This window comes from Flexivirga caeni (genome assembly GCF_003724155.1).
In the GTDB taxonomy this organism is placed as follows: domain Bacteria; phylum Actinomycetota; class Actinomycetes; order Actinomycetales; family Dermatophilaceae; genus Flexivirga; species Flexivirga caeni.
The window spans coordinates 134,831-153,035 of record NZ_RJJQ01000005.1 but is presented as its reverse complement, the minus strand read 5'-3'; the positions used below and the strand labels follow the sequence as shown (position 1 = coordinate 153,035).

At 69.4% G+C, this 18,205-nt stretch carries 18 protein-coding genes; 1 reads left to right on the top strand and 17 read right to left on the bottom strand.

The genetic code is table 11. The annotated features are described in order from the left end of the window. Positions 1-132 precede the first annotated feature (132 nt). The 13 genes from EFY87_RS07590 to EFY87_RS07525 all read right to left on the bottom strand — a co-directional run bounded on the left by EFY87_RS07590 (position 133) and on the right by EFY87_RS07525 (position 12,101). Positions 133-867: a class I SAM-dependent DNA methyltransferase gene (locus EFY87_RS07590; RefSeq protein WP_123270863.1), complete on the bottom strand. Its 735-nt coding sequence runs from the start codon at positions 865-867 to the stop codon at positions 133-135. A 33-nt stretch (positions 868-900) separates the two neighbouring features. After that, complete coding sequence (locus EFY87_RS07585) at positions 901-2,229, bottom strand: M50 family metallopeptidase (protein ID WP_181445463.1); 1,329 nt, start codon at positions 2,227-2,229, stop codon at positions 901-903. Between the two features lie 24 nt (positions 2,230-2,253). Continuing rightward, entirely contained in the window at positions 2,254-3,480 is a 1,227-nt protein-coding gene (dxr, locus tag EFY87_RS07580; RefSeq protein WP_123270862.1) for a 1-deoxy-D-xylulose-5-phosphate reductoisomerase, read from the bottom strand. Beyond that, entirely contained in the window at positions 3,470-4,252 is a 783-nt protein-coding gene (locus EFY87_RS07575; protein ID WP_123270861.1) for a hypothetical protein, read from the bottom strand. The genes dxr and EFY87_RS07575 overlap by 11 nt, the downstream gene beginning before the upstream one ends. Beyond that, on the bottom strand, positions 4,249-4,812 hold the full coding sequence (locus EFY87_RS07570) for a hypothetical protein (RefSeq protein WP_123270860.1): 564 nt from the start codon (positions 4,810-4,812) through the stop codon (positions 4,249-4,251). Before EFY87_RS07570 ends, EFY87_RS07575 begins: the two co-directional genes overlap by 4 nt. After that, the gene (locus tag EFY87_RS07565; protein WP_123270859.1) at positions 4,809-5,090 is read right to left on the bottom strand and encodes a hypothetical protein; all 282 of its coding nucleotides are present in this window, start codon (positions 5,088-5,090) and stop codon (positions 4,809-4,811) included. The genes EFY87_RS07570 and EFY87_RS07565 overlap by 4 nt, the downstream gene beginning before the upstream one ends. 105 nt (positions 5,091-5,195) lie before the next feature. Continuing rightward, positions 5,196-6,653: an NAD-dependent succinate-semialdehyde dehydrogenase gene (locus EFY87_RS07560; protein WP_123270858.1), complete on the bottom strand. Its 1,458-nt coding sequence runs from the start codon at positions 6,651-6,653 to the stop codon at positions 5,196-5,198. Between the two features lie 50 nt (positions 6,654-6,703). Beyond that, complete coding sequence (locus EFY87_RS07555; protein ID WP_123270857.1) at positions 6,704-8,617, bottom strand: M3 family metallopeptidase; 1,914 nt, start codon at positions 8,615-8,617, stop codon at positions 6,704-6,706. A 230-nt stretch (positions 8,618-8,847) separates the two neighbouring features. Next, positions 8,848-9,147: an addiction module antidote protein gene (locus EFY87_RS07550; protein ID WP_123270856.1), complete on the bottom strand. Its 300-nt coding sequence runs from the start codon at positions 9,145-9,147 to the stop codon at positions 8,848-8,850. A gap of 454 nt (positions 9,148-9,601) precedes the next feature. Then, positions 9,602-10,513 carry a bifunctional DNA-formamidopyrimidine glycosylase/DNA-(apurinic or apyrimidinic site) lyase gene (gene mutM / locus EFY87_RS07540; RefSeq protein ID WP_123270855.1) on the bottom strand — a complete coding sequence of 304 codons (912 nt, stop codon included), beginning with the start codon at positions 10,511-10,513 and terminating at the stop codon, positions 9,602-9,604. Continuing rightward, positions 10,506-11,312, bottom strand: coding sequence for a ribonuclease III (gene rnc / locus EFY87_RS07535; RefSeq protein WP_181445462.1), 807 nt, complete (start codon positions 11,310-11,312; stop codon positions 10,506-10,508). Before rnc ends, mutM begins: the two co-directional genes overlap by 8 nt. A gap of 17 nt (positions 11,313-11,329) precedes the next feature. After that, complete coding sequence (gene rpmF, locus EFY87_RS07530; protein ID WP_123270854.1) at positions 11,330-11,524, bottom strand: 50S ribosomal protein L32; 195 nt, start codon at positions 11,522-11,524, stop codon at positions 11,330-11,332. A 1-nt stretch (position 11,525) separates the two neighbouring features. After that, positions 11,526-12,101: a YceD family protein gene (locus tag EFY87_RS07525; protein ID WP_245988526.1), complete on the bottom strand. Its 576-nt coding sequence runs from the start codon at positions 12,099-12,101 to the stop codon at positions 11,526-11,528. Between the two features lie 145 nt (positions 12,102-12,246). Between EFY87_RS07525 and EFY87_RS07520 the strand changes: the two genes are divergently transcribed. Further along, positions 12,247-13,320 carry an ABC transporter permease gene (locus EFY87_RS07520; protein WP_220093550.1) on the top strand — a complete coding sequence of 358 codons (1,074 nt, stop codon included), beginning with the start codon at positions 12,247-12,249 and terminating at the stop codon, positions 13,318-13,320. 9 nt (positions 13,321-13,329) lie between these two features. Here the strand turns inward: EFY87_RS07520 and coaD are convergent, their stop codons facing one another. The 4 genes from coaD to EFY87_RS07500 are packed head-to-tail and all read right to left on the bottom strand — an operon-like array spanning position 13,330 to position 18,192. After that, positions 13,330-13,830 carry a pantetheine-phosphate adenylyltransferase gene (gene coaD, locus EFY87_RS07515; protein WP_123270852.1) on the bottom strand — a complete coding sequence of 167 codons (501 nt, stop codon included), beginning with the start codon at positions 13,828-13,830 and terminating at the stop codon, positions 13,330-13,332. Positions 13,831-13,867: 37 nt separating this feature from the next. Next, on the bottom strand, positions 13,868-14,443 hold the full coding sequence (gene rsmD, locus EFY87_RS07510) for a 16S rRNA (guanine(966)-N(2))-methyltransferase RsmD (protein WP_123270851.1): 576 nt from the start codon (positions 14,441-14,443) through the stop codon (positions 13,868-13,870). Further along, positions 14,440-16,644, bottom strand: coding sequence for an ATP-dependent DNA helicase RecG (locus EFY87_RS07505; RefSeq protein ID WP_123270850.1), 2,205 nt, complete (start codon positions 16,642-16,644; stop codon positions 14,440-14,442). Before EFY87_RS07505 ends, rsmD begins: the two co-directional genes overlap by 4 nt. Beyond that, entirely contained in the window at positions 16,645-18,192 is a 1,548-nt protein-coding gene (locus tag EFY87_RS07500) for a DAK2 domain-containing protein (RefSeq protein ID WP_148043281.1), read from the bottom strand. Between the last annotated feature and the right edge of the window lie 13 nt (positions 18,193-18,205).

Below are 18,205 nucleotides of genomic sequence, written 5' to 3'. Positions count from 1 at the left end.
CAAGCTCGGGATGACCCCAGCCCGGCTTCCCGTCCCCTACTCGCGACTGTCGCGCCTTCGGGACAGGTCTCCGCAGTTTTCGCGTCCCGGACCCTCGACCGTCGCGCCTACGGGACACCCCCGCCGGGCACCTCAGCCCGGCATACGCCACACCGACACGTGCGACTCGCTGTCGCCGGTGAACTCGCTGCCGTCCCAGTCGGCGAGACGCCGCTCGAGCGTCATACCGGCGAGTCTGGCCATCAAGTCGCATTCGGCCGGCCACACATAGCGGAAATTGCTCACGCCGTAGCGAAAGCTGCCGTCGCGTCGCCGCGTGTAGTGGTGGGACGTGCCCTGCTGGGTCGCCAGGTCATACGTGTCGAAGCCTGCGTGGTCGTCACCGATGTGGAACGGCACAGCAGCCTGTCCCGGCGGAAAGCGCCGGATGCCGGGCACCCACAACTCGATGACGAAACGCCCGCCGGGCGCCAGGTGATGTGCTGCATTCGCAAAAACCGCGACCTGTTCGTCCTGGGTTCGGACGTTCCCCAGGCTGTTGAACACCAGATAAACCAGGCTGAACCTGCCCTCGACCGTCGTCGTTGCCATGTCACCAACCGTGGCCGGCAGCCCGGCGCGTTTCGCACGCAACTGCTCCACCATCGGGGCCGACAGATCAATACCGGAAACCGCAATCCCCCTGTCCATCAACGGGATTGCAACGCGACCCGTGCCGATCGCGAACTCCAGCGCCGGGCCGTCACCGGCAAGCTCGGCCAGGAAGTCCACCGTTGGGCGGAGTACTCCCGGTGCGAACATGTATGACGACTCGTCGTCATACATCTCAGCGGTTTCGGCGTCCCACAGGTCGCTGCTGCTCGTCATACCCACGAGCGTGCCGCATCCGCCCGTATGCCGTCAGCCCAGTTTCACCGGATTGACGATGTCGGCATACGCCAGCAGCGCGAACATCACCAGCAGCACGATGGAGACGCCATACGCGACGGGAAGCGCCTTGGCAACGTCGACGTACACCGGCCCAGTGACGCCACGCATGCGAGCGATCCGGCGCTTGACCGCTTCCCACAGGGCGCCCGCAATGTGCCCGCCGTCCAGCGGCAGCAGCGGCACCAGGTTGAACACGAAGAGCGCGAGGTTCAGCGACGACAGGATCATCAGCAGCAGCATGACCTTGTCCTTGAGCGACGCGTATTTCGACTCGGTGGCGTCACCCGCCATCCGGCCCACGCCGACCACAGACTGCGGACTGCTCTCGTCGCGCGTGCCGCCACTGAATGCCGCGTTCCACACGCCGACCATCTTCTGCGGGATCTTGAGGAACACCGACGAGGTTTGCTTCAGCGCGCCACCGAAGGTGCCGATCGCCTGCGGAAGCGACTGGCGCTCGTCCACGGAGGTGCCGCCGATCGACGCTCCGACGACGCCCACGTCGGCGTATTCGAGCTGGCCCTTCCAGTTGACGACCTCGTTGCCGTTGGAATCCAGCCGCGGCATCCGCTGCAGCCGCGGGGTGAGCCGCAACTGCACGAGGGATCCGTCGCGCCGCACCACGACCGGGATCGTGTCACCCGGGTGGGCGCGCACGACGTCGGTGAACTGCGTGGTGGTCGTGACCTGCTTACCGTCGATGGAGACGACGCGGTCGCCCGCACGCAGTTTGCCCGCGGCGGCCGTCCGCTCCGCCGGCGCGCAGGACGCCGGCACCGTTCCGGCAGCGGTCGGCGCACAGGTCTGCACTGCCGCAATGTCGACGGTCTTCTGCACCGGCAGTCCCATGCCGCTGGCGATGATCACCAGCAGCACGAAGGCGATCACCAGGTTCATGAACGGCCCGCCGAACATGATGACGACCTTTTTCCAGGTCGGCAGCTTGTAGAAGACCCGGTCCGAGTCCGCCGGGGCGATGTGCTCGTAGGCGTCTTCACGCATCTGGTCGGCCAGCTGCCGGAAGCGGCCGGTCGACGAGGCACGAACGTAGTCCTCGTCCTCGCCGGGACGCGGAGGGAACATGCCGATCATCCGGATATAGCCGCCGAGCGGGATCGCCTTCACGCCATACTCGGTCTCGCCACGGCGCCGGGACCACAACGTCGGCCCGAAACCGACCATGTACTGCGTGACCTTGACACCGAAGAGCTTCGCGGGCGTGAGGTGCCCGAGCTCGTGCAGGCCGATGGAGACCCCGATGCCGAGCAGCAGGATCAGGACGCCGAGCAGGAACAACACGTGCCCTAGCGTCTCATGCGGATCTCAACGCCGGGCGAGGATCTCCTGTGCGTGTGCTCGGGCCCACCTCTCTGCGGCCAGCACGTCGCCGGCGGTGAGTTCCCCGGAGCTCGCCGCATGATCGTCGACGACGCGTTGCACGGTGCCGACGATGTCCGGGAAGTCGAGCGCCCCGGCATGGAACGCCGCCACGGCTTCCTCGTTGGCCGCGTTGTAGACCGCGGGGTATGTCGAGCCGGCCGTCCCCACGTGCCGGGCGAGCTGCACGGCAGGGAACGCGACCTCGTCCAGCGGCTCGAACCGCCAGTCCGACGCCTTGCTCCAGTCGATCGGCGTCTCGGCGTCGGGCACCCGGTCGGGCCACCCGAGCCCGAGCGAGATCGGCACCAGCATGGTGGGCAGGCCGATCTGGGCCACGACCGCGCCGTCGACGAACTCCACCATCGAGTGGATGAACTGCTGCGGGTGGACCACGACGTCGATCCGCTCGAACGGTATGTCGAAGAGCAGGTGCGCCTCGATCACCTCGAGCCCCTTGTTGACCAGCGTCGCGGAGTTGGTGGTGATCACCTTGCCCATCGCGAAGTTCGGGTGCGCGAGCGCCTGCGCGGGCGTGACCTGCTTCAGCTCATCGGTCGGCATGCCGCGGAACGGACCGCCGCTCGCCGTGACGATCAGCCGGCGCACTTCCCGCTCGGTGCCGGCGCGCAGCGATTGCGCGATCGCGGAGTGCTCGCTGTCGACGGGCACGATCTGACCGGGCCGGGCGGCACGCTTGACGACCGGCCCTCCCACGATCAGCGACTCCTTGTTGGCGAGCGCCAGCGTCGATCCGGATTCGAGCGCGACCAGTGTCGGCCGCAGCCCGATGGAACCGGTGATGCCGTTCAGCACGACGTCCGCGCCGCTGCCGGCAACCTGCTCCGACGCGTCGTCCCCGACGACCACCTCCGGCCGGTATGACGTCACGCCCGCCGCGCGCGCCGCCTCCTCGATCAGCTGCGCGAACTCGGCCGGATCGCCGGACGCGATCCCGATCAGCGGCACTCGGGTCTGCACCGCCTGCTGCGCGAGCAGCCGCGGCTGCCCGCCACCGGCGGTGAGCGCGGCGATGGCGAACCGGTCGGGGTTGCGGGTGATGAGGTCGATTGCCTGGGTGCCGATGGACCCGGTCGAACCGAGGATCGCAACCGACCGGCGGGCGGGGACTGGGGGTGGTGCGGACTCGATCACCCAGTCATTAAATGCCATTCGCGTCCGGCTGCGCCTCGGCACCCTCCCCGACGGTGGAGGCGCCGGCGGGGTCGGTCAGCAACGTGTGCAGGATCGAATCGGCTACCTCCGCGGCACCGACGGCGGTCAGCCGCACGGTCGCAGCTGCGCCACCGGCGAGGCCGTCCCGGTCGACCCGCCAGCTGCCGCCGGTGCCGAGCAGGTATCCCAGCACCGGAGCGGGCGCAGTGTGGGATGGGTCGGCGCGCCATACGGTCGCGTCGAACTGCGCCAGGCCCTCGCCCCAGAGTTCGGCCGCTGCATCACCGGTCGCGAACCCGGCCTCGGTCACGGTGACCGGCGGCCCGTGCCCATCCGCTGCGCCGTCAACCGCGCAGAACTGTCGCAGTGTGGCGGCCAGTGCGTGCTGTGGCACCAGCCGGAATTCGTGCGCTCCGGCGTCGCTGACATCCTCGACGACCATCCGATCGGCGCCGAGATGGTGATAGCGCATCACCCCATCGCACATCGTCGCCCGGCTGACGACCAGCACCGTGGTCGCAGCCGCCCGCAGTTGCAGCATGGTGACGTGTGACTCCGGCAGTTCCAGGCCGCTGCCGTCGTCGACCGCGATCGCGCCGTGCGAGCACAACGACCGGTAGGCGACGCGAGCTGCGAGGGCGCGCTCGGCTGGCTGCAGAGTGTTCAGGTATGGCGCATCCACCACCGGGTGTTCCGCGCCGAGCAGTAGCAACTCTTCGTCGGTGAACTGCACCAGCGGCGTCACCTCGGTCGCTCGCTGGTTCCTCACGCCGGACCGCCGCGGACCGAGCGCGCGCAGACAACGGGTGCGATGTGCGCGCGCCGTGGCCGCGGCAGCTGCGGCGGGATGATCGGGCCTTTCCACCGTTCGGGAGGCAACCGCCTCGGCGGCGGGTTCGTGCGGCCGGGCGGCGGGTGTCGGTGACCGTCACCGGGTGTGGTCAACCGCAGCCGTAGGTCGGCCAGCGCCGACTCGACGACGGCCAGATCGCGGCGAAACTGGCTGCGCTGCAGGGTGATTCGGTGATCGATTGCCGCGCGCGCCGCGTCCGGCAGGTCCGCCTGGCGCTGGCGCACCTGCTCGTCCTGCACGGTGCGGGCGTATGCCGCCACCAGTGCGCCCAGCCGCTCGACGGCGCACAATGCGTCGGAGACCGACCGGCGGTGTGCGGCCGCGCGGTGGACGAACGCGACCGCAGCGGCGCCGGACCACGACGCGGTCTCGCAACGCAGCAGTGCCGACTCGACAGCGGCCAGCACGGCAGCCAATGCACGACAGCGCCGCGCGGCGCGCAGCAACAGGTCCGGGTCTTCGGCGGTCGCGGTCATCGCGCACCGCCGACCGCGACCTGGGCAAGCCACTCGGCGCGCCGATAGGCGCCTGCGGCGGCCTGCAGTCCGTCGCACAGGACCGTCGTGTGCTCGCCGAGCAACGCCACCACGTGCGGCAGCAGGTCGACGGCCGCTCCGCTCCCGGTCGCCGCGAGACCGTCGGCGAGGTCCGCCACGATCGCGCGCGCCAGGAGCGTGTCGCTGTCGGCCTGGGCGCTGCGCAACAGCCCCGCAGCCGACTCGAGCGACCCGGGACCAACCACGAGTTTCTGCATCGGACGCTCCTTCCCTCGTCCGACGAGGTTAGGACCCGATGGTCAGGTCGCGCAGAAGTTATCCACAGCGATGATCGAGCGGAAGATGAGGAACGAGTCTTCCGCTCAGAGCGCGAGACCGACGTACTTGGTCTCCAGGTATTCGTCGATGCCCTCGAACCCGCCTTCGCGGCCGTACCCGCTCGCCTTCACACCGCCGAACGGAGCCGCCGGGTTGGACACCACGCCCTGGTTGACGCCGACCATGCCGTATTCGAGGGCCTCGCTCACCCGGATGACGCGGGCGTAGTCCTTGGTGAAGAAGTAGCCGACCAGGCCGTATTCGGTGTCGTTGGCCCGGCGGATGACGTCCTCCTCATCGGTGAACGTCTGGATGGCGGCGACCGGGCCGAAGATCTCCTCACGCGCCATCCCGGCGTCACCGGGCAGGTCAGTGATCACGGTCGGCGGGAAGAAGAAGCCGGGACCGTCGCCCTTTTCCCCGCCGGTGACGACGCGGGCGCCCCGGCCGGTCGCGTCAGCAACCAGTGAGGTGACCTTGTCTACCGCCTTGGCGTTGATCAGCGGTCCGACGTCGACGCCGTCCGCCATACCGTCGCCGACTGTGAGCGCGGCCATCCGCGCGGCGAACTTCTCGCTGAACTCGGCCGCCACGTCGGCGTGCACGAAGAATCGGTTGGCGGCGGTGCACGCCTCGCCGATGTTGCGCATCTTGGCCAGCATGGCGCCCTCGACCGCTGCGTCGATGTCGGCGTCCGCGAAAACGATGAACGGCGCGTTGCCGCCGAGCTCCATGGACACCCGCAGCACCTGCTGCGCCGACTGCTCGATGAGCTTGCGGCCGATCGGGGTCGAGCCGGTGAAGGTCAGCTTGCGCGACCGCGGATCGCGGATGAGCGGCTCCATCACCTCGCCGCTGGTGGAGGTGGTGATCACGTTCAGCACGCCGCCCGGCAGGCCGGCCTCCGTCAGCACCTGCGCGAGGTAGAGCATCGTCAGCGGCGTCTCGGCCGCGGGCTTGACGACCATCGTGCAGCCGGCCGCGATCGCCGGGCCGATCTTGCGGGTGCCCATCGCCAGCGGGAAGTTCCACGGGGTGATCATCAGCGTCGGGCCGACCGGCTGCTTCATGGTCATCAACCGCGTCGCGCCGTTGGGCGCGACCGAGTAGCGACCCGAAATCCGCACGGCCTCCTCCGCGAACCAGCGGAAGAACTCCGAACCGTAGGTGACCTCCCCGCGCGCCTCCGCGAGCGGCTTGCCCATCTCCAGCGTCATCAGCTCGGCGAAGATGTCGGTGTCCCGGACGATGAATTCGTATGCCGTGCGCAGGATTTCGCTGCGGTCTCGCGGCGCCGTCCGCGCCCACTCGGCCTGGGCCTCGGCGGCGGCGGTCAGCGCTGCGGCTCCGTCCTCGACCGAGCCGTCGGCGACCCGGGTCAGTTCACTGCCGGTCGCCGGATTGTCGACTCCCAACGTCCGGCCGCCGGTGGCGTCCCGCCACTCACCGCCGATGAAGAGCTGCTTGTTGACCTGGTCCACGACCGAAGAGTTCTGCGCCATGTGCAAAGACTCTCACTGCCGGGCCGATCGCGCGACGCGGGCCGCACCCGTCACTCGGCCAGCCAGGCCGCGTAGGCGTCGAACGTGTAGGGGCGACCCAAGAAATCCGCCACCAGGTCTGCCGCGTCCTTGCGACCGCCGGGCACCAGCACCAGGTCGCGGTAGCGGCCCGCGACCTGCGGGTCGAACAGGTCGGCGGAGTCGAAAGCGCTGAACATGTCCTTCGCGATGACCAGCGACCACATGTAGGTGTAGTAGCCGGAGCTGTAACCGTCGAGGTGCCCGAACGAGCAGTGGAAATGGGTGTCCGGCACGTAGGGGAAGACCGAATAGCGCCCCTGCAGTTCGCGCACGACGGCGGTCAGGTCGTCATACCGGCGCAGATGCAGGTTGAGCGACAGCGCCGCGTAGAACATCTGCGTGCGTGCCTGGAACCCCTTGCCGAAGTCGTCGGCGCGGCGCATCTTGGCGACGAGTTCGGCTGGGATCGTCTCGCCCTGCTCGGTCGTCGCGAAGGTCGCGAGCACGTCGGCGTCCCACGCCCACTCCTCCAGCATCTGGCTGGGCGCCTCGACGAAGTCCCACTCGGTCGCGACCCCGGAGAAGGTGATCCACTCCTGGTCGCCGCCGAGCACGTGGTGAATCAGGTGGCCGAACTCGTGGAAGAGGGTCACCACCTCGTCATGCTCCATCAGACCCCGTCCGAAATTGCACAGCAGCACACCCTCGGGCAGCTGCCGCCCGCGCAGGCCGCCACGCAGGTCGAACTGTGCGGCGTGCTTGAACTTGCCGTCCCGCGGGTGCAGGTCGAGGTAGATGCGGCCGACCCGGGTGCCGTCGCGCAGCACGTCGTATGCCGCCACATCCGCATGCCAGGTGACCGCATCGGCGGGCGCGAAGTCGATGCCGAAGAGCCGGCCGGTCACCTCCAGCAAGCCTTGCCGCACCTTCTCGAAGGAGAAGTAGGTGCGCACCAGCTGGGCGTCGACGGCGTACTGCTCCTTGCGCACCAGCTCGGAGTAGTAGGTCAGGTCGGCCGAGGTGATGTCGGTCGCGTCGGGGACGTCCTGCCGGAAGCGGGCCAGCAGCACCGCCTTGTGCCGCTCGGCGCTGTCGGCCGCTGCCACGGTGATCTTGTCGATGAATTCGCCGATGGAAGAAGCATTTCCGATCATCTTGACCTCGGCGTCGTAGTCCGCCCAGGTGGCGTAGCCGAGCAGTTTCGCATGCTCGGCGCGCAGCTCGAGCAGCCGCTGCAGCACCGCGTCGTTGTCGGGCCAGGCGACGTTGAGACGTTCCAGGGTCATCGCCATACGGGTCGAGGCGTCGCTGCAGAAGGTGACCAGCGGGATCGCGTCGGGGTAGTCCGTGGTGACGGTGACCAGCCCGTCCGCACCGGCTGGGTGTGCGTCGAGCCAGTCCTGCGGCATACCGGCCAGCGCCTCGGGCGGCACGGTGATCGAGCGGACGCCCTCACGAATGTTCTTGCTGTGCTCCTGGCTGGCCTTCAGTTCGAGCTCGGCGAGCTCGGTGAGCCGCGCTCGGGTCGCGTCGTCGCGGTCGACGCCACTGCGCCGGAAGTCGCGCAGCGCGCGATCCAGGAAGCGGCGTGCCGCATCGTCCAGACCGGAGGGGTCGACTGCGTCGAGGATGGCGAAGACCTCGCGGTCCATGCCGAGCGCGGTGGAGAACGCATCGAGACGCTGCATGGCCGCCTCCGCTGCGTCGCGGACCGCGCTGGACGGGTCGGCCTCGGAGTAGACCCCGGCGATCCCTGCCGCGTCGGCCAGTGCGATATGTATGTCGTTCCACGCCTGCAGCGTCTCCAGCGCGCTCCCGGACGGGCTGGCCTTGAACGCCTCGACGAGCCCCTGCGCCCGCGTCAGCCCGCCGTCGCAGGTGCTGGTCACCCAGTCGAGCGCGGTGTCGGCGGGCGGCAGGGTCTGCGGGTGCAACTCACTCATGGCAGCAACCTAGTCGCAGCCACCGTCAGCCGGCTGGGCGCGGGTGGGCGGTGGCGTCCGCAGTTGCGGCCTCCCCGCGTCCCGAAGGCGCGACGGTCGCGAGAACGGGACGGAGAATTGCGGGATTCCTGTCCCGAAGGCGCGACGGTCGCGACAACGGGACGGGGTCCGGCGCTACTAACCCTGCCGAAGCGATCGCCTCGGAGCGTCGGATGAACGCGTGACCCTGCTCACGCGACCGGGTGCACCTCAAGTCGGAGGTTCAGTGCCTGGGTGACCTTGAGGATTGTCGCCCATGTCGGGTTGCCCTCTTCGGACAGCGCGCGATAGAGACCATCCCTGCTCATCCCCACCCGCCTGGCCAGTTCACTCATGTTGCCCGATCGGGCGAGAATCCCCAACGCCGCGGGGAGTGCACTGGGATCATCTGCTGAGTCCTCCAGCGCGGCCTCCAGCAGCGCCGCCACGTCATCGATGTCACGGATGTAGTCGGCTGCATCGAACGGCTGGTACTTCGCATCAATGGTCATGCCTGCTTTCCCTTCTGCTGGTCCGCTCGCCACTCCTGCGCGGGTTGCCGTGCCGCTTCGACGTCCTTGGCCCGGCTCGACTTGTCCCCGCCGCACAGCAGGAGGATCACCTCGTCACCATGCTGAACGTAGTAGACCCGGTAGCCAGGCCCGCTTGATCTTCAACTCCGACAGCCCGTTTCCAACAGGTGCCACCTGACCCGGATTGCCTTCGCCAAGCCGGTCAATTCGGAGCAGGATACGTGCACGCCCACTCCGATCCTTCAAGTCATCGATCCAGCGATCGAAAGCTCGAGTACGCCGAACCGCGACCATGTGTCGATTATAACTGACACCGACCAAGGTCTGCGGGAAACCGGTCCCGAAGGCGCGACGGTCGCGACCACGGGACCCAACCGGCGACCGTTGCCACTTGCGCACGCACGTGCCACCGCCGCGCACGCACCACCGCACGTCAGCGCACCCGGACGAAAGGCCTCCGCTGGCAGCGTGGGCAACTGAACGACGAGCGGTTCATGAACGACTCGCGCACCATCAGCGTGCCGCAGCGACGGCACGGTTTTCCTTGTCTGCCATAGGCATTCAGCGATCGTTCGAAGTATCCGCTGGCGCCGTTGACGTCGACATACAGGCTGTCGAAGCTGGTGCCGCCGCGCCCGAGCGCCTCGGTCATCACCTCGGTCGCGTGCCCGAGAACGTCGCGCACCGCCGCCGAGCTGAGCTTCTCGGTGGCGCGCTCGCCATGCAGGCGTGCGCGCCAGAGGGCCTCGTCGGCGTAGATGTTGCCGATGCCCGAAACCAGTGACTGGTCCAGCAAGGCCCGCTTGAGCTGGGTATGCCGGCGGCGCAGCGCGCGGGACACTGAGTGCTGGTCGAACGCCGCTTCGAGGGGATCGGGCGCGATGTGGGTGATGATAGCCGGCACCGTGCCCGGCCCGAACGGATCGTCGGTGAGCGGCACGAGCTGCAGACCGCCGAAGGTGCGCTGGTCGACGAAGCGCAACTGCCGCCCGTCGGACAGGTCGAACACCGCGTGCGCGTGCTTCTCCCGCGGCGCGTCCGGTGCCTCGACGAGCAGCTGACCACTCATCCCGAGATGTATGACGAGGGCCTCCCCCGAGCCGGCCACACCGTCCGCAGCGGCCGCACCGTCATGCGCGCCGGACAGCTCGAGCCAGAGATACTTCCCGCGCCGCCGAGCCGCCGAAACCGACTGTCCGCGCAACCGATCGGCCAGATCGAGCGGACCCGCAACATGTCGCCGGGCAACGCGATGCCCGGAAAGGTGAACCTCGGTGAACGCGCGGCCGACCACGTGAGTGGCGACGCCGCGCCGGACGACCTCGACTTCCGGCAGCTCAGGCACTGCCAGCAGCGACCGCAGCCGCTGTCGAACCCGAGTCCGGGACGGAAACCGCTGCCGCCGACGCCGCGTCGGCCCGCTCTTTGAGCGCCTTCCAGGCGATCTCCGCAGCCTGCTGCTCTGCGGCCTTCTTGTTGCGGCCGACACCCTGGCCGAGCGGCTCCCCGGACACCAGGACCGTCGCGGTGAAGGTCTTGTCGTGGTCGGGACCGTCCTCATCGACCTGGTAGCCGGGCACGCTGAGGCCGAGCCTGGAGCAGATCTCCTGCAGTGAGGTCTTCCAGTCGAGCCCCGCTCCGAGCGTCGCGGACTGCTCGATGAGCGAATCCATCAGGCTGTGGATCAGCGCGGTCGCGCCGGGGATCCCGCTGGACAGGTAGACCGTTCCGATGACGGCCTCCATGGTGTCGGCCAGGATCGAGTCCTTGTCCCGTCCGCCGGTCGTGGCCTCGCCACGACCGAGCATGAGGTAGGACCCGAGCTCCAGCTCACGGGCGACCTTGGCAAGCGCGCGCGAATTGACCACGGCGGCACGGAATTTGGCCAGCTGGCCTTCCGGCAGGTCGGGATGCTCGTGGTAGAGGTGATCGGTCACGACGACACCGAGCACCGCATCGCCCAGGAACTCCTGGCGTTCGTTGTGCGGTATGCCGCCGTGTTCGTAGGCGTAGGACCGATGGGTCAGGGCGCGCGAAAGCAGCGACTCGTCGACGGCCGCGCCGGATCGCTCCTGGAGGATCCGTGCGAGGTCGCCGACGGGCCGCTGCGCCTGTTCGTGACGCTGCCGCTTGCTCTGGGCCACGCCGGTCGAACCTGCCGTCAGGCCTGGTGCTCGGTGCGCTCCGCGGCGCTGTAGTGGCGGTCCTTGTAGACGCCACAGGACGGGCACGCGGCGTGCGACTGCTTGGCGGCACCGCACTGCGGGCAGGTCGACAGCGCCACCGGCGTCGCCTTCCACTGCGCACGGCGGGACCGGGTGTTGGCGCGCGACATCTTCCGCTTCGGGACGGCCACGTCAGTTCCTCTTCTCGTCGGATTCGGTGGCGTCGCCGGCGAGGTCCGCCAGCGCCGACCACCGGGGGTCGATCACTTCGTGGTGGTGCGCCGGATCGTTCGCGAGCAGCGCTCCGCATTCGGAGCACAACCCGGGACAGTCCTCCCGGCATACCGGCTGGAACGGCAGTGCGGGCACCACCGCATCCCGCAGCACGGGCTCGAGGTCGGCGAGGTCGCCGTCCAGCTCGTGCACGTCTTCTTCGTCGCCGTCCTCCACCTCGTGGTGGTGGGCGGCCCGATCGGCGTAGGCGAACAGCTCCTGAAACGGGACGTCGATCGGCAGATCGACGGGCTCCAGGCACCGCACGCAAGCACCGGTCGCCGTGGCGTGGACCGTGCCGGTCACCAGCACGCCCTCCATCACCGACTCCAGCCGCAGCCGGAGAGTCAGTTGCTGACCTTCCGGCACGCTGATCACGTCGGTGCCGAAGTGCTCTGGTGCCGCCACCTCGACCTCCCCTTCGAGCATCCGTCCGGGTCGCCGCGGAAGCTCCTTGGTGTCAAGGGCAAGCGGGCGTCGCGAATCCGTGTGCATCTTTCCGGGGTATGTCGCAGGAGGCATGGCACGATCTCACCGAAGACGACAAGACCGAGGAGTAAGGCTACCGGGTCGGGCCCGGTAGCCCAAACCGGAGGACGGCGTACTCTTACTACAGATGTAGAAACCAGGGAGGGACCCCATGCCGGACGAGATCGCCGAGACGGACACGACCATGACCACACCGCAGGACACACCGGCCACCCTGGGCCGGGAGCTACGGCGCATCACCGCGCCGCGCACCCTCGCCCTCCTCGTCGGAGTGCTCGTCCTCCAGCTCGGCTTCATCCTCAGCTACGTCGGCGCTTTCCACGCACCCCGGCCGCAGCACATCCCGATCTCGATCGCGGCGGGTGCGCAATCGGCGCACTTGGTCGAGCAGATCAACGGGATCGACGGCACCCCGTTGCGCGCCCATGCCGCAGCGGACGAGACCAGCGCGAGGGAGTCGGTCACCTCCGGCGATCGCAGCGCCGCACTGGTGATGAACCCGCACAGCACCACCGACACGCTGTATGTCGCCAGCGGCGGCGGCGCGGCGGTCGTGACCGCAGTGGAGCAGGTGGTCGGCCAGGTCGAGTCGAGTCAGCACCGCAGCGCCACGACGGTCGACCTGGTCCCCTTGCAAGCTCACGACGCCCGCGGCCTGACGGGGTTCTACCTGGTGATCGGCTGGATCGTCGGCGGTTATCTGGTCGCGGCGGCCATCGGGGTCATGAGCGGCGGCCGGGTCCGCAACCTCGCCGAGGCGGGTGGCCGGATCCTCCTGGTGGTCCCCTACTCGATCGTCTCCGGATTGGCCGGCGCACTCATCGTGGATCAGTGGCTAAGCGCGCTCACCGGCCACTTCGCCGCCCTGTGGGGAGTGGGCACGCTCCTCGTGCTCTCCAGCGCGGTCATCACACTCTTCATGGACGCCCTCGTCGGCACGGTGGGCATCGGAGTCACCATCCTGATCTTCGTGGTGCTCGGCAACCCCTCGGCGGGCGGCCCTTACCAATACGACCTGCTGCCCGCCTTCTGGCGCACGATCGGACCGTTCATCCCCAACGGAGCAGGCACCACGGCGGTGCGGGACATCGTCTACTTCGGCGGACGCGGCATCGGCGGCCCGATGCTGTGCCTCGTGGCCTACATCCTCATCGGCATCATCGGCACGCTGGCCGCGAGCGCCCAGATCGGCGACCCCCGGCGCGACGAACCGGCCGCGCAATGACCATCACCGTCAGGCGTCGAAGCCGCTGAGACGTTCCAGCAGCGGACCGACCACCGGCGCGGGCACCATCTCGCTGATGTCTGCGCCGCGCGCCGCGATCAGCCGGATCAGCGAGCTGGAGTAGTGCGACAGCGCCGGATCGCCCGGCAGGAGCAGGGTTTCCACACCGGTCATCTCGCGGTTCATCAGCGCCATCGGGAGTTCGTACTCGTAGTCGGTGAGCCCCCGGATCCCCTTCACCAGGACTCCGGCGTCGAGTTCACGGCAGACGTCGACGATCAGCCGGTCCCCGAAATCCCCGACCCGCACGTTCGGCAGTTCACCGGTGGACTCGCGGATCAGCTCCAGTCGCTCCTGCGGCGTGAACGTCCCTTGCTTGGCGGTGTTGTGCAGGACGGCGACGACCACGTCGTCATACAGCGCGGCGGCGCGGGCGATCACGTCGAGGTGCCCATTGGTGATCGGGTCGTAGGACCCCGGGCAGACACATCTTCTGGGATTGCCGGTCATGTGCCGCAACTCTAACCGGCCGTGGCGTATGACGCGCCTACGCCGTGTCTCCTTCGGGCACGAATTCGGCGAACCAGCAGGTTGTTTCGCCATACCGGCGCGGGCCCAGCAGTTCGACGTCGGGCGGCCAGATCGGCTCGGGTGATCGGCTGGACCGCTCGATCACCAGCAGCGCGTCGACCGCGAGCGATCCGTGCCCCACGAGTGCCGCGAGCACGCCGGCGAGTTCGTCCTCCCCCAGCGCGTATGGCGGGTCGGCAAACACCAGATCGGCCGGCGGCGCCAGGCGCGCCGCGACGACGATCTCGACCTGGCCGGCCCGCACCTGGACTCCGGTGAGTCCGAGCTCCCGGGCGTTCTGCGTGATCGTCGCCGCCGCCCTGCGGTCGGCCTCGACCAGCAGCGCGGAGGCAGCCCCGCGCGAGACGGCCTCCAGGCCGAGGGCGCCGGAGCCGGCATACAGATCGAGGACGTGGCCACCGGCGAGCGCGTCGAGGTGTTCGAGCCGGCCGAAGACTGCCTCACGGACCCGGTCGGAGGTGGGCCGGGTGCCGGAGCCAGGCGGTGTCAGCAGCCTGCGGCCTCCGGCCGTCCCGGCGATGATGCGGGTCATCCGCGCTCCAGGAAGGCGGCTTGCTCCGCGCTGATGCGTTCGGCGACGAGTTTCGCCAGCTCCGGGTGACCGGCCAGCTCCGGGTCGTCCCGGACGATGTCGGTCGCGTCCTGCCGGGCCAGGTCGATCAGCTCGACGTCGGACGGGTGGCTCAGCCGCAGCAGGCGCAGGCCTGATCGGGTGCCGCTCTGTGCGGCGCCGAGCACGTCTCCCTCCCGCCGCAACGACAGGTCGAGGTCGGCCAGCCGGAAGCCGTCGGTGGTGGCGGCGACGGCCTCGAGTCGTTCGACGGTCTCGGGGTTCTCGGTCTCCGTCACCAGCAGGCACAGCCCCCCGGCGTCGCCTCGTCCGACCCGGCCGCGCAACTGGTGCAGCTGCGAGATGCCGAAGCGGTCGGCATCCATCACGACCATCGCCGTGGCGTTCGGCACGTCGACGCCGACCTCGATCACGGTGGTCGAGACCAGCACGTCGATGTCTCCGGCGCCGAACGCCTGCATCACTGCGTCCTTGTCCTCGGTGCTCATCCGGCCATGCAGCATCTCGATGCGTAACCCGGCCAGCGCCGGCTCGCCACGCAGTCGCTCGAGCTGCTGGTGCACGCCGATCAGCTCGCGTGGCGTCTCCGGCTCCTCGCCCTCGTCATAGGTCTCGGCCTCCGGCACGGCACCGTCCTCGAAACCGACTTCGAGCGAGCCGTCCATCGGGTCGCCGATGCGCGGGCAGACGACGTAGGCCTGGTGACCGGAGCGCACCTCCTCGGCAACGCGCTCCCAGGTGCGTGCCATCCACGACTCGCGGTTGCCGGGCACGACGTGGCTCGCGATCGGCTGCCGGCCGCGCGGGAGTTCGCTGAGCACGGAGGTGTCCATGTCGCCGAATACCGTCATCGCCACAGTCCGCGGAATCGGCGTCGCCGTCATGACCAGCACGTGCGGCGGGCGAAGTGCCTTGGCGCGCAACGCATCTCGTTGCTCGACTCCGAAGCGGTGCTGCTCATCGACGACGACCAGCCCCAGGTCGGCGAACATCACGTGCTCCTGGATGAGCGCATGGGTGCCGATGACGATGCCGACCGGACCGGTCGCGATCTCCAGCAGCACCTTCTCGCGCTGCGACTTGGTCATCGAGCCGGTCAACAGGGCGACACGAGTCGCGTTGTCGGCGCCGCCGAGCATGCCGGCCTGCCCCAGCTCGCCGAGCATCGCGCCGATCGAGCGGGCGTGCTGCTGCGCGAGGACCTCAGTCGGCGCAAGCAGGGCCGCTTGTGCGCCGGCGTCGATCGCGGCGAGCATCGCCCGCAGCGCCACGATCGTCTTGCCCGAGCCGACCTCGCCCTGCAGCAAGCGGTACATCGGATGTGGTTGCGCCATGTCGTGGGCGATCTGCTCGCCGACCCGGCGCTGCCCGTCGGTCAGCTCGAACGGCAGCTTCGCGTCGAACGCCTCCAGCAGGCCGCCGGACACCGGCTCGCGCGCGGTCGCTTCGAGTTGTCTGGCCGCCGCCCGGCGCTGCGCGAGAACCGTCTGGATGACGAGCGCCTCGTCATACCGCAGGCGGCGCTTCGCGCGTCCCCAGTCGGGGTCGTCCCGGGGGAAGTGCAGATGGTCGTATGCCGTGTGCAGGTCCAGCAACCGGTGCCCCTGGCGGACCGCGGCAGGCACCGGATCGTCGAGCTCGACCTGCTCCAGCACCAGCCGGATCGCCTGCGACAACTGCATGTCGGTCGCGCCCTTGACCGCGAGATAGAGCGGGATCAGGCCGCCGCGGTAGATCGGGTCGTCCGCCCCGCCGGCGAAGAGCGTGTAGTCCGGATGCGCCAGTTGGAGGTCGCTGCCGTAGGTCTGCAGCTTGCCGCGGAAGACGCCGTGCGCGCCCTGGACCAGCCGGTCGACGTGCCCGAAGGCGCGGAAGAAGACCAGCGACGCCCGCTGCCCGTCCGCGTCCTGGATCACCGCCGTCAGCATCAGGCCCTTCCGGCCGCGCATCGGCCGGGTGCGAGCAGCCACGACGGTGGCCACCAGCACCGCGTCCTGGCCGATCTGGAAGTCGGCGAGCCGGCCGCTCTTGCTCGCGTCCAGGTAGCGGCGCGGCAGGAAGTCGAGCAGGTCGCCGACGGTGCGCAGCCCGCGCTGCTTGTCCAGCGTGGTGCCGAGCTTTCCCACGACCTCGGTCAACCGGGTCGCTCGCGTGACGGCCACTCACTCCACCCCGATGGTGAGCAGCGTGTCCGGACCGTCACCGGTGATCTGGCAGATGCCGAGGTAGCTGTGGTCGGCACGGGCTGCCTCGACCAGTTGCGCCAGACGGTCATCGGGCAGCGCGTCGCCCGCGACCAGGGTCAGCAACTCGGCGGTCGACTCCGCCAGCAGATCGACGAGCTCGTGCATGAGGGCATCCTGGCCGGGATCACCGACAACCCGGACGCTCAGCACACCGTCCGCGGCCTCTCGCGCGTCGCGGCAGATGCGCCGGAACTCGTCACCGGGGTCGACCACCACCGACGCCGCGACCACGTCCGCGGCGTTGTCGCCGACGATCTCCAGCTCGCATTCCCCCGCCAGCGCCTCGGCCGCCTCGCGCGCCTGCGGGCTGGTGCACAACATCAGCGTCTGGCGGCCCAGCACGCGCCGCAGGGCGTGCTCGTCGTGCCAGTCCCGCACCGGCGTGACGCCACCACTGGCGCGGACGTGCTGCGCCATACCCACGCCGGAGACGAGCGCGAGCACTGCCACGTCCGGCCGTACGGGCGCGACATCCGCGGCGACCTCGTCGGCGAAACGGGTGACCCGGAAGCGGTGCGGCCGTCCGGCGGCCGCACCGGCGTTGAGCGCGGCGGCCACGTCGTCGACGTGCACGTGCACCGTGTAGCGGTCGGGTCCGCCCGCGACGACGAGCGAATCGCCGAGACTGTGCAGGGTCCGGCGGAGCACCGCCACCCCTTCCGGTGTCGCCTCGTCCAGCAGGTACATGACCTCGTATGCCGGCCCGCCTGCGCCCTCGGCGCCGCACCCGGCGTCCGGTGCCTGCGCGCTGCTGACCCGCAGCCATTCGGGGACTGCGCCGTCGGTGAGCGCCAGCCCGCCCTGCCCGTGGATGACGCGCTGCAACGCCTCCAGCACCAGCAGATAGCCGGCGCCTCCCGCATCGACGACACCGGCACGACGCAGCACGTCGTTCTCCGTGCGCGTCCGCAGCAGGGCGTCCGTGGCGCCCGCCGCAGCGGCATCGGTGACGCCAGTCAGGTCGCAGCCGCGCTCTTCCGCGGCATTCGCCGCGGAAGCGGCAGCCGCCGCGACGGTCAGGATGGTGCCGGGCGCGGGGGCCGAGACTCCCCCCTGCGCGAGCTCGGCCGCGCGAGTCAGGATCGCCGCAAGCTGCCCTGGGCCGAGCGGCTGCCGACCGGCCTCGGCGACCACCTCGGCGACGCCCTTGGCGAGCTGGCTGAGGATGACCCCGGAGTTGCCGCGCGCGGACACCAACGTCGCCCGGGCCATGGCGGCGGCTGCGGCACCGATGTCGTCTGGGCCCTCCTCGTCGAGGGCGTCGACCGCGTCACGCATGGTCATCTGCAGGTTGCTGCCGGTGTCACCGTCGGGCACCGGGAAGACATTGAGCCGGTTGAGCGCCTCGGCGTACGCGTCCAGGTCCGCGCGCGCCGTGATCACCCACCGGCGCAGCGCAGCCAGGTCGAGTTCGGCGAGCGGCATGGAAAGCTGACACCCTTCGGTCGATGGCTGGATCGTCACGAGCCTAATGTGT

Excerpts from the sequence above, each read along its gene's own strand:
- EFY87_RS07590 (WP_123270863.1), bottom strand. The coding sequence starts at position 867 with ATGACGAGCAGCAGCGACCTGTGGGACGCCGAAACCGCTGAGATGTAT.
- dxr (WP_123270862.1), bottom strand. The coding sequence starts at position 3,480 with ATGGCATTTAATGACTGGGTGATCGAGTCCGCACCACCCCCAGTCCCC.
- EFY87_RS07570 (WP_123270860.1), bottom strand. The coding sequence starts at position 4,812 with ATGACCGCGACCGCCGAAGACCCGGACCTGTTGCTGCGCGCCGCGCGG.
- EFY87_RS07565 (WP_123270859.1), bottom strand. The coding sequence starts at position 5,090 with ATGCAGAAACTCGTGGTTGGTCCCGGGTCGCTCGAGTCGGCTGCGGGG.
- EFY87_RS07560 (WP_123270858.1), bottom strand. The coding sequence starts at position 6,653 with ATGGCGCAGAACTCTTCGGTCGTGGACCAGGTCAACAAGCAGCTCTTC.
- EFY87_RS07555 (WP_123270857.1), bottom strand. The coding sequence starts at position 8,617 with ATGAGTGAGTTGCACCCGCAGACCCTGCCGCCCGCCGACACCGCGCTC.
- EFY87_RS07550 (WP_123270856.1), bottom strand. The coding sequence starts at position 9,147 with ATGACCATTGATGCGAAGTACCAGCCGTTCGATGCAGCCGACTACATC.
- EFY87_RS07525 (WP_245988526.1), bottom strand. The coding sequence starts at position 12,101 with ATGCACACGGATTCGCGACGCCCGCTTGCCCTTGACACCAAGGAGCTT.
- EFY87_RS07520 (WP_220093550.1), top strand. The coding sequence starts at position 12,247 with ATGCCGGACGAGATCGCCGAGACGGACACGACCATGACCACACCGCAG.
- coaD (WP_123270852.1), bottom strand. The coding sequence starts at position 13,830 with ATGACCGGCAATCCCAGAAGATGTGTCTGCCCGGGGTCCTACGACCCG.
- rsmD (WP_123270851.1), bottom strand. The coding sequence starts at position 14,443 with ATGACCCGCATCATCGCCGGGACGGCCGGAGGCCGCAGGCTGCTGACA.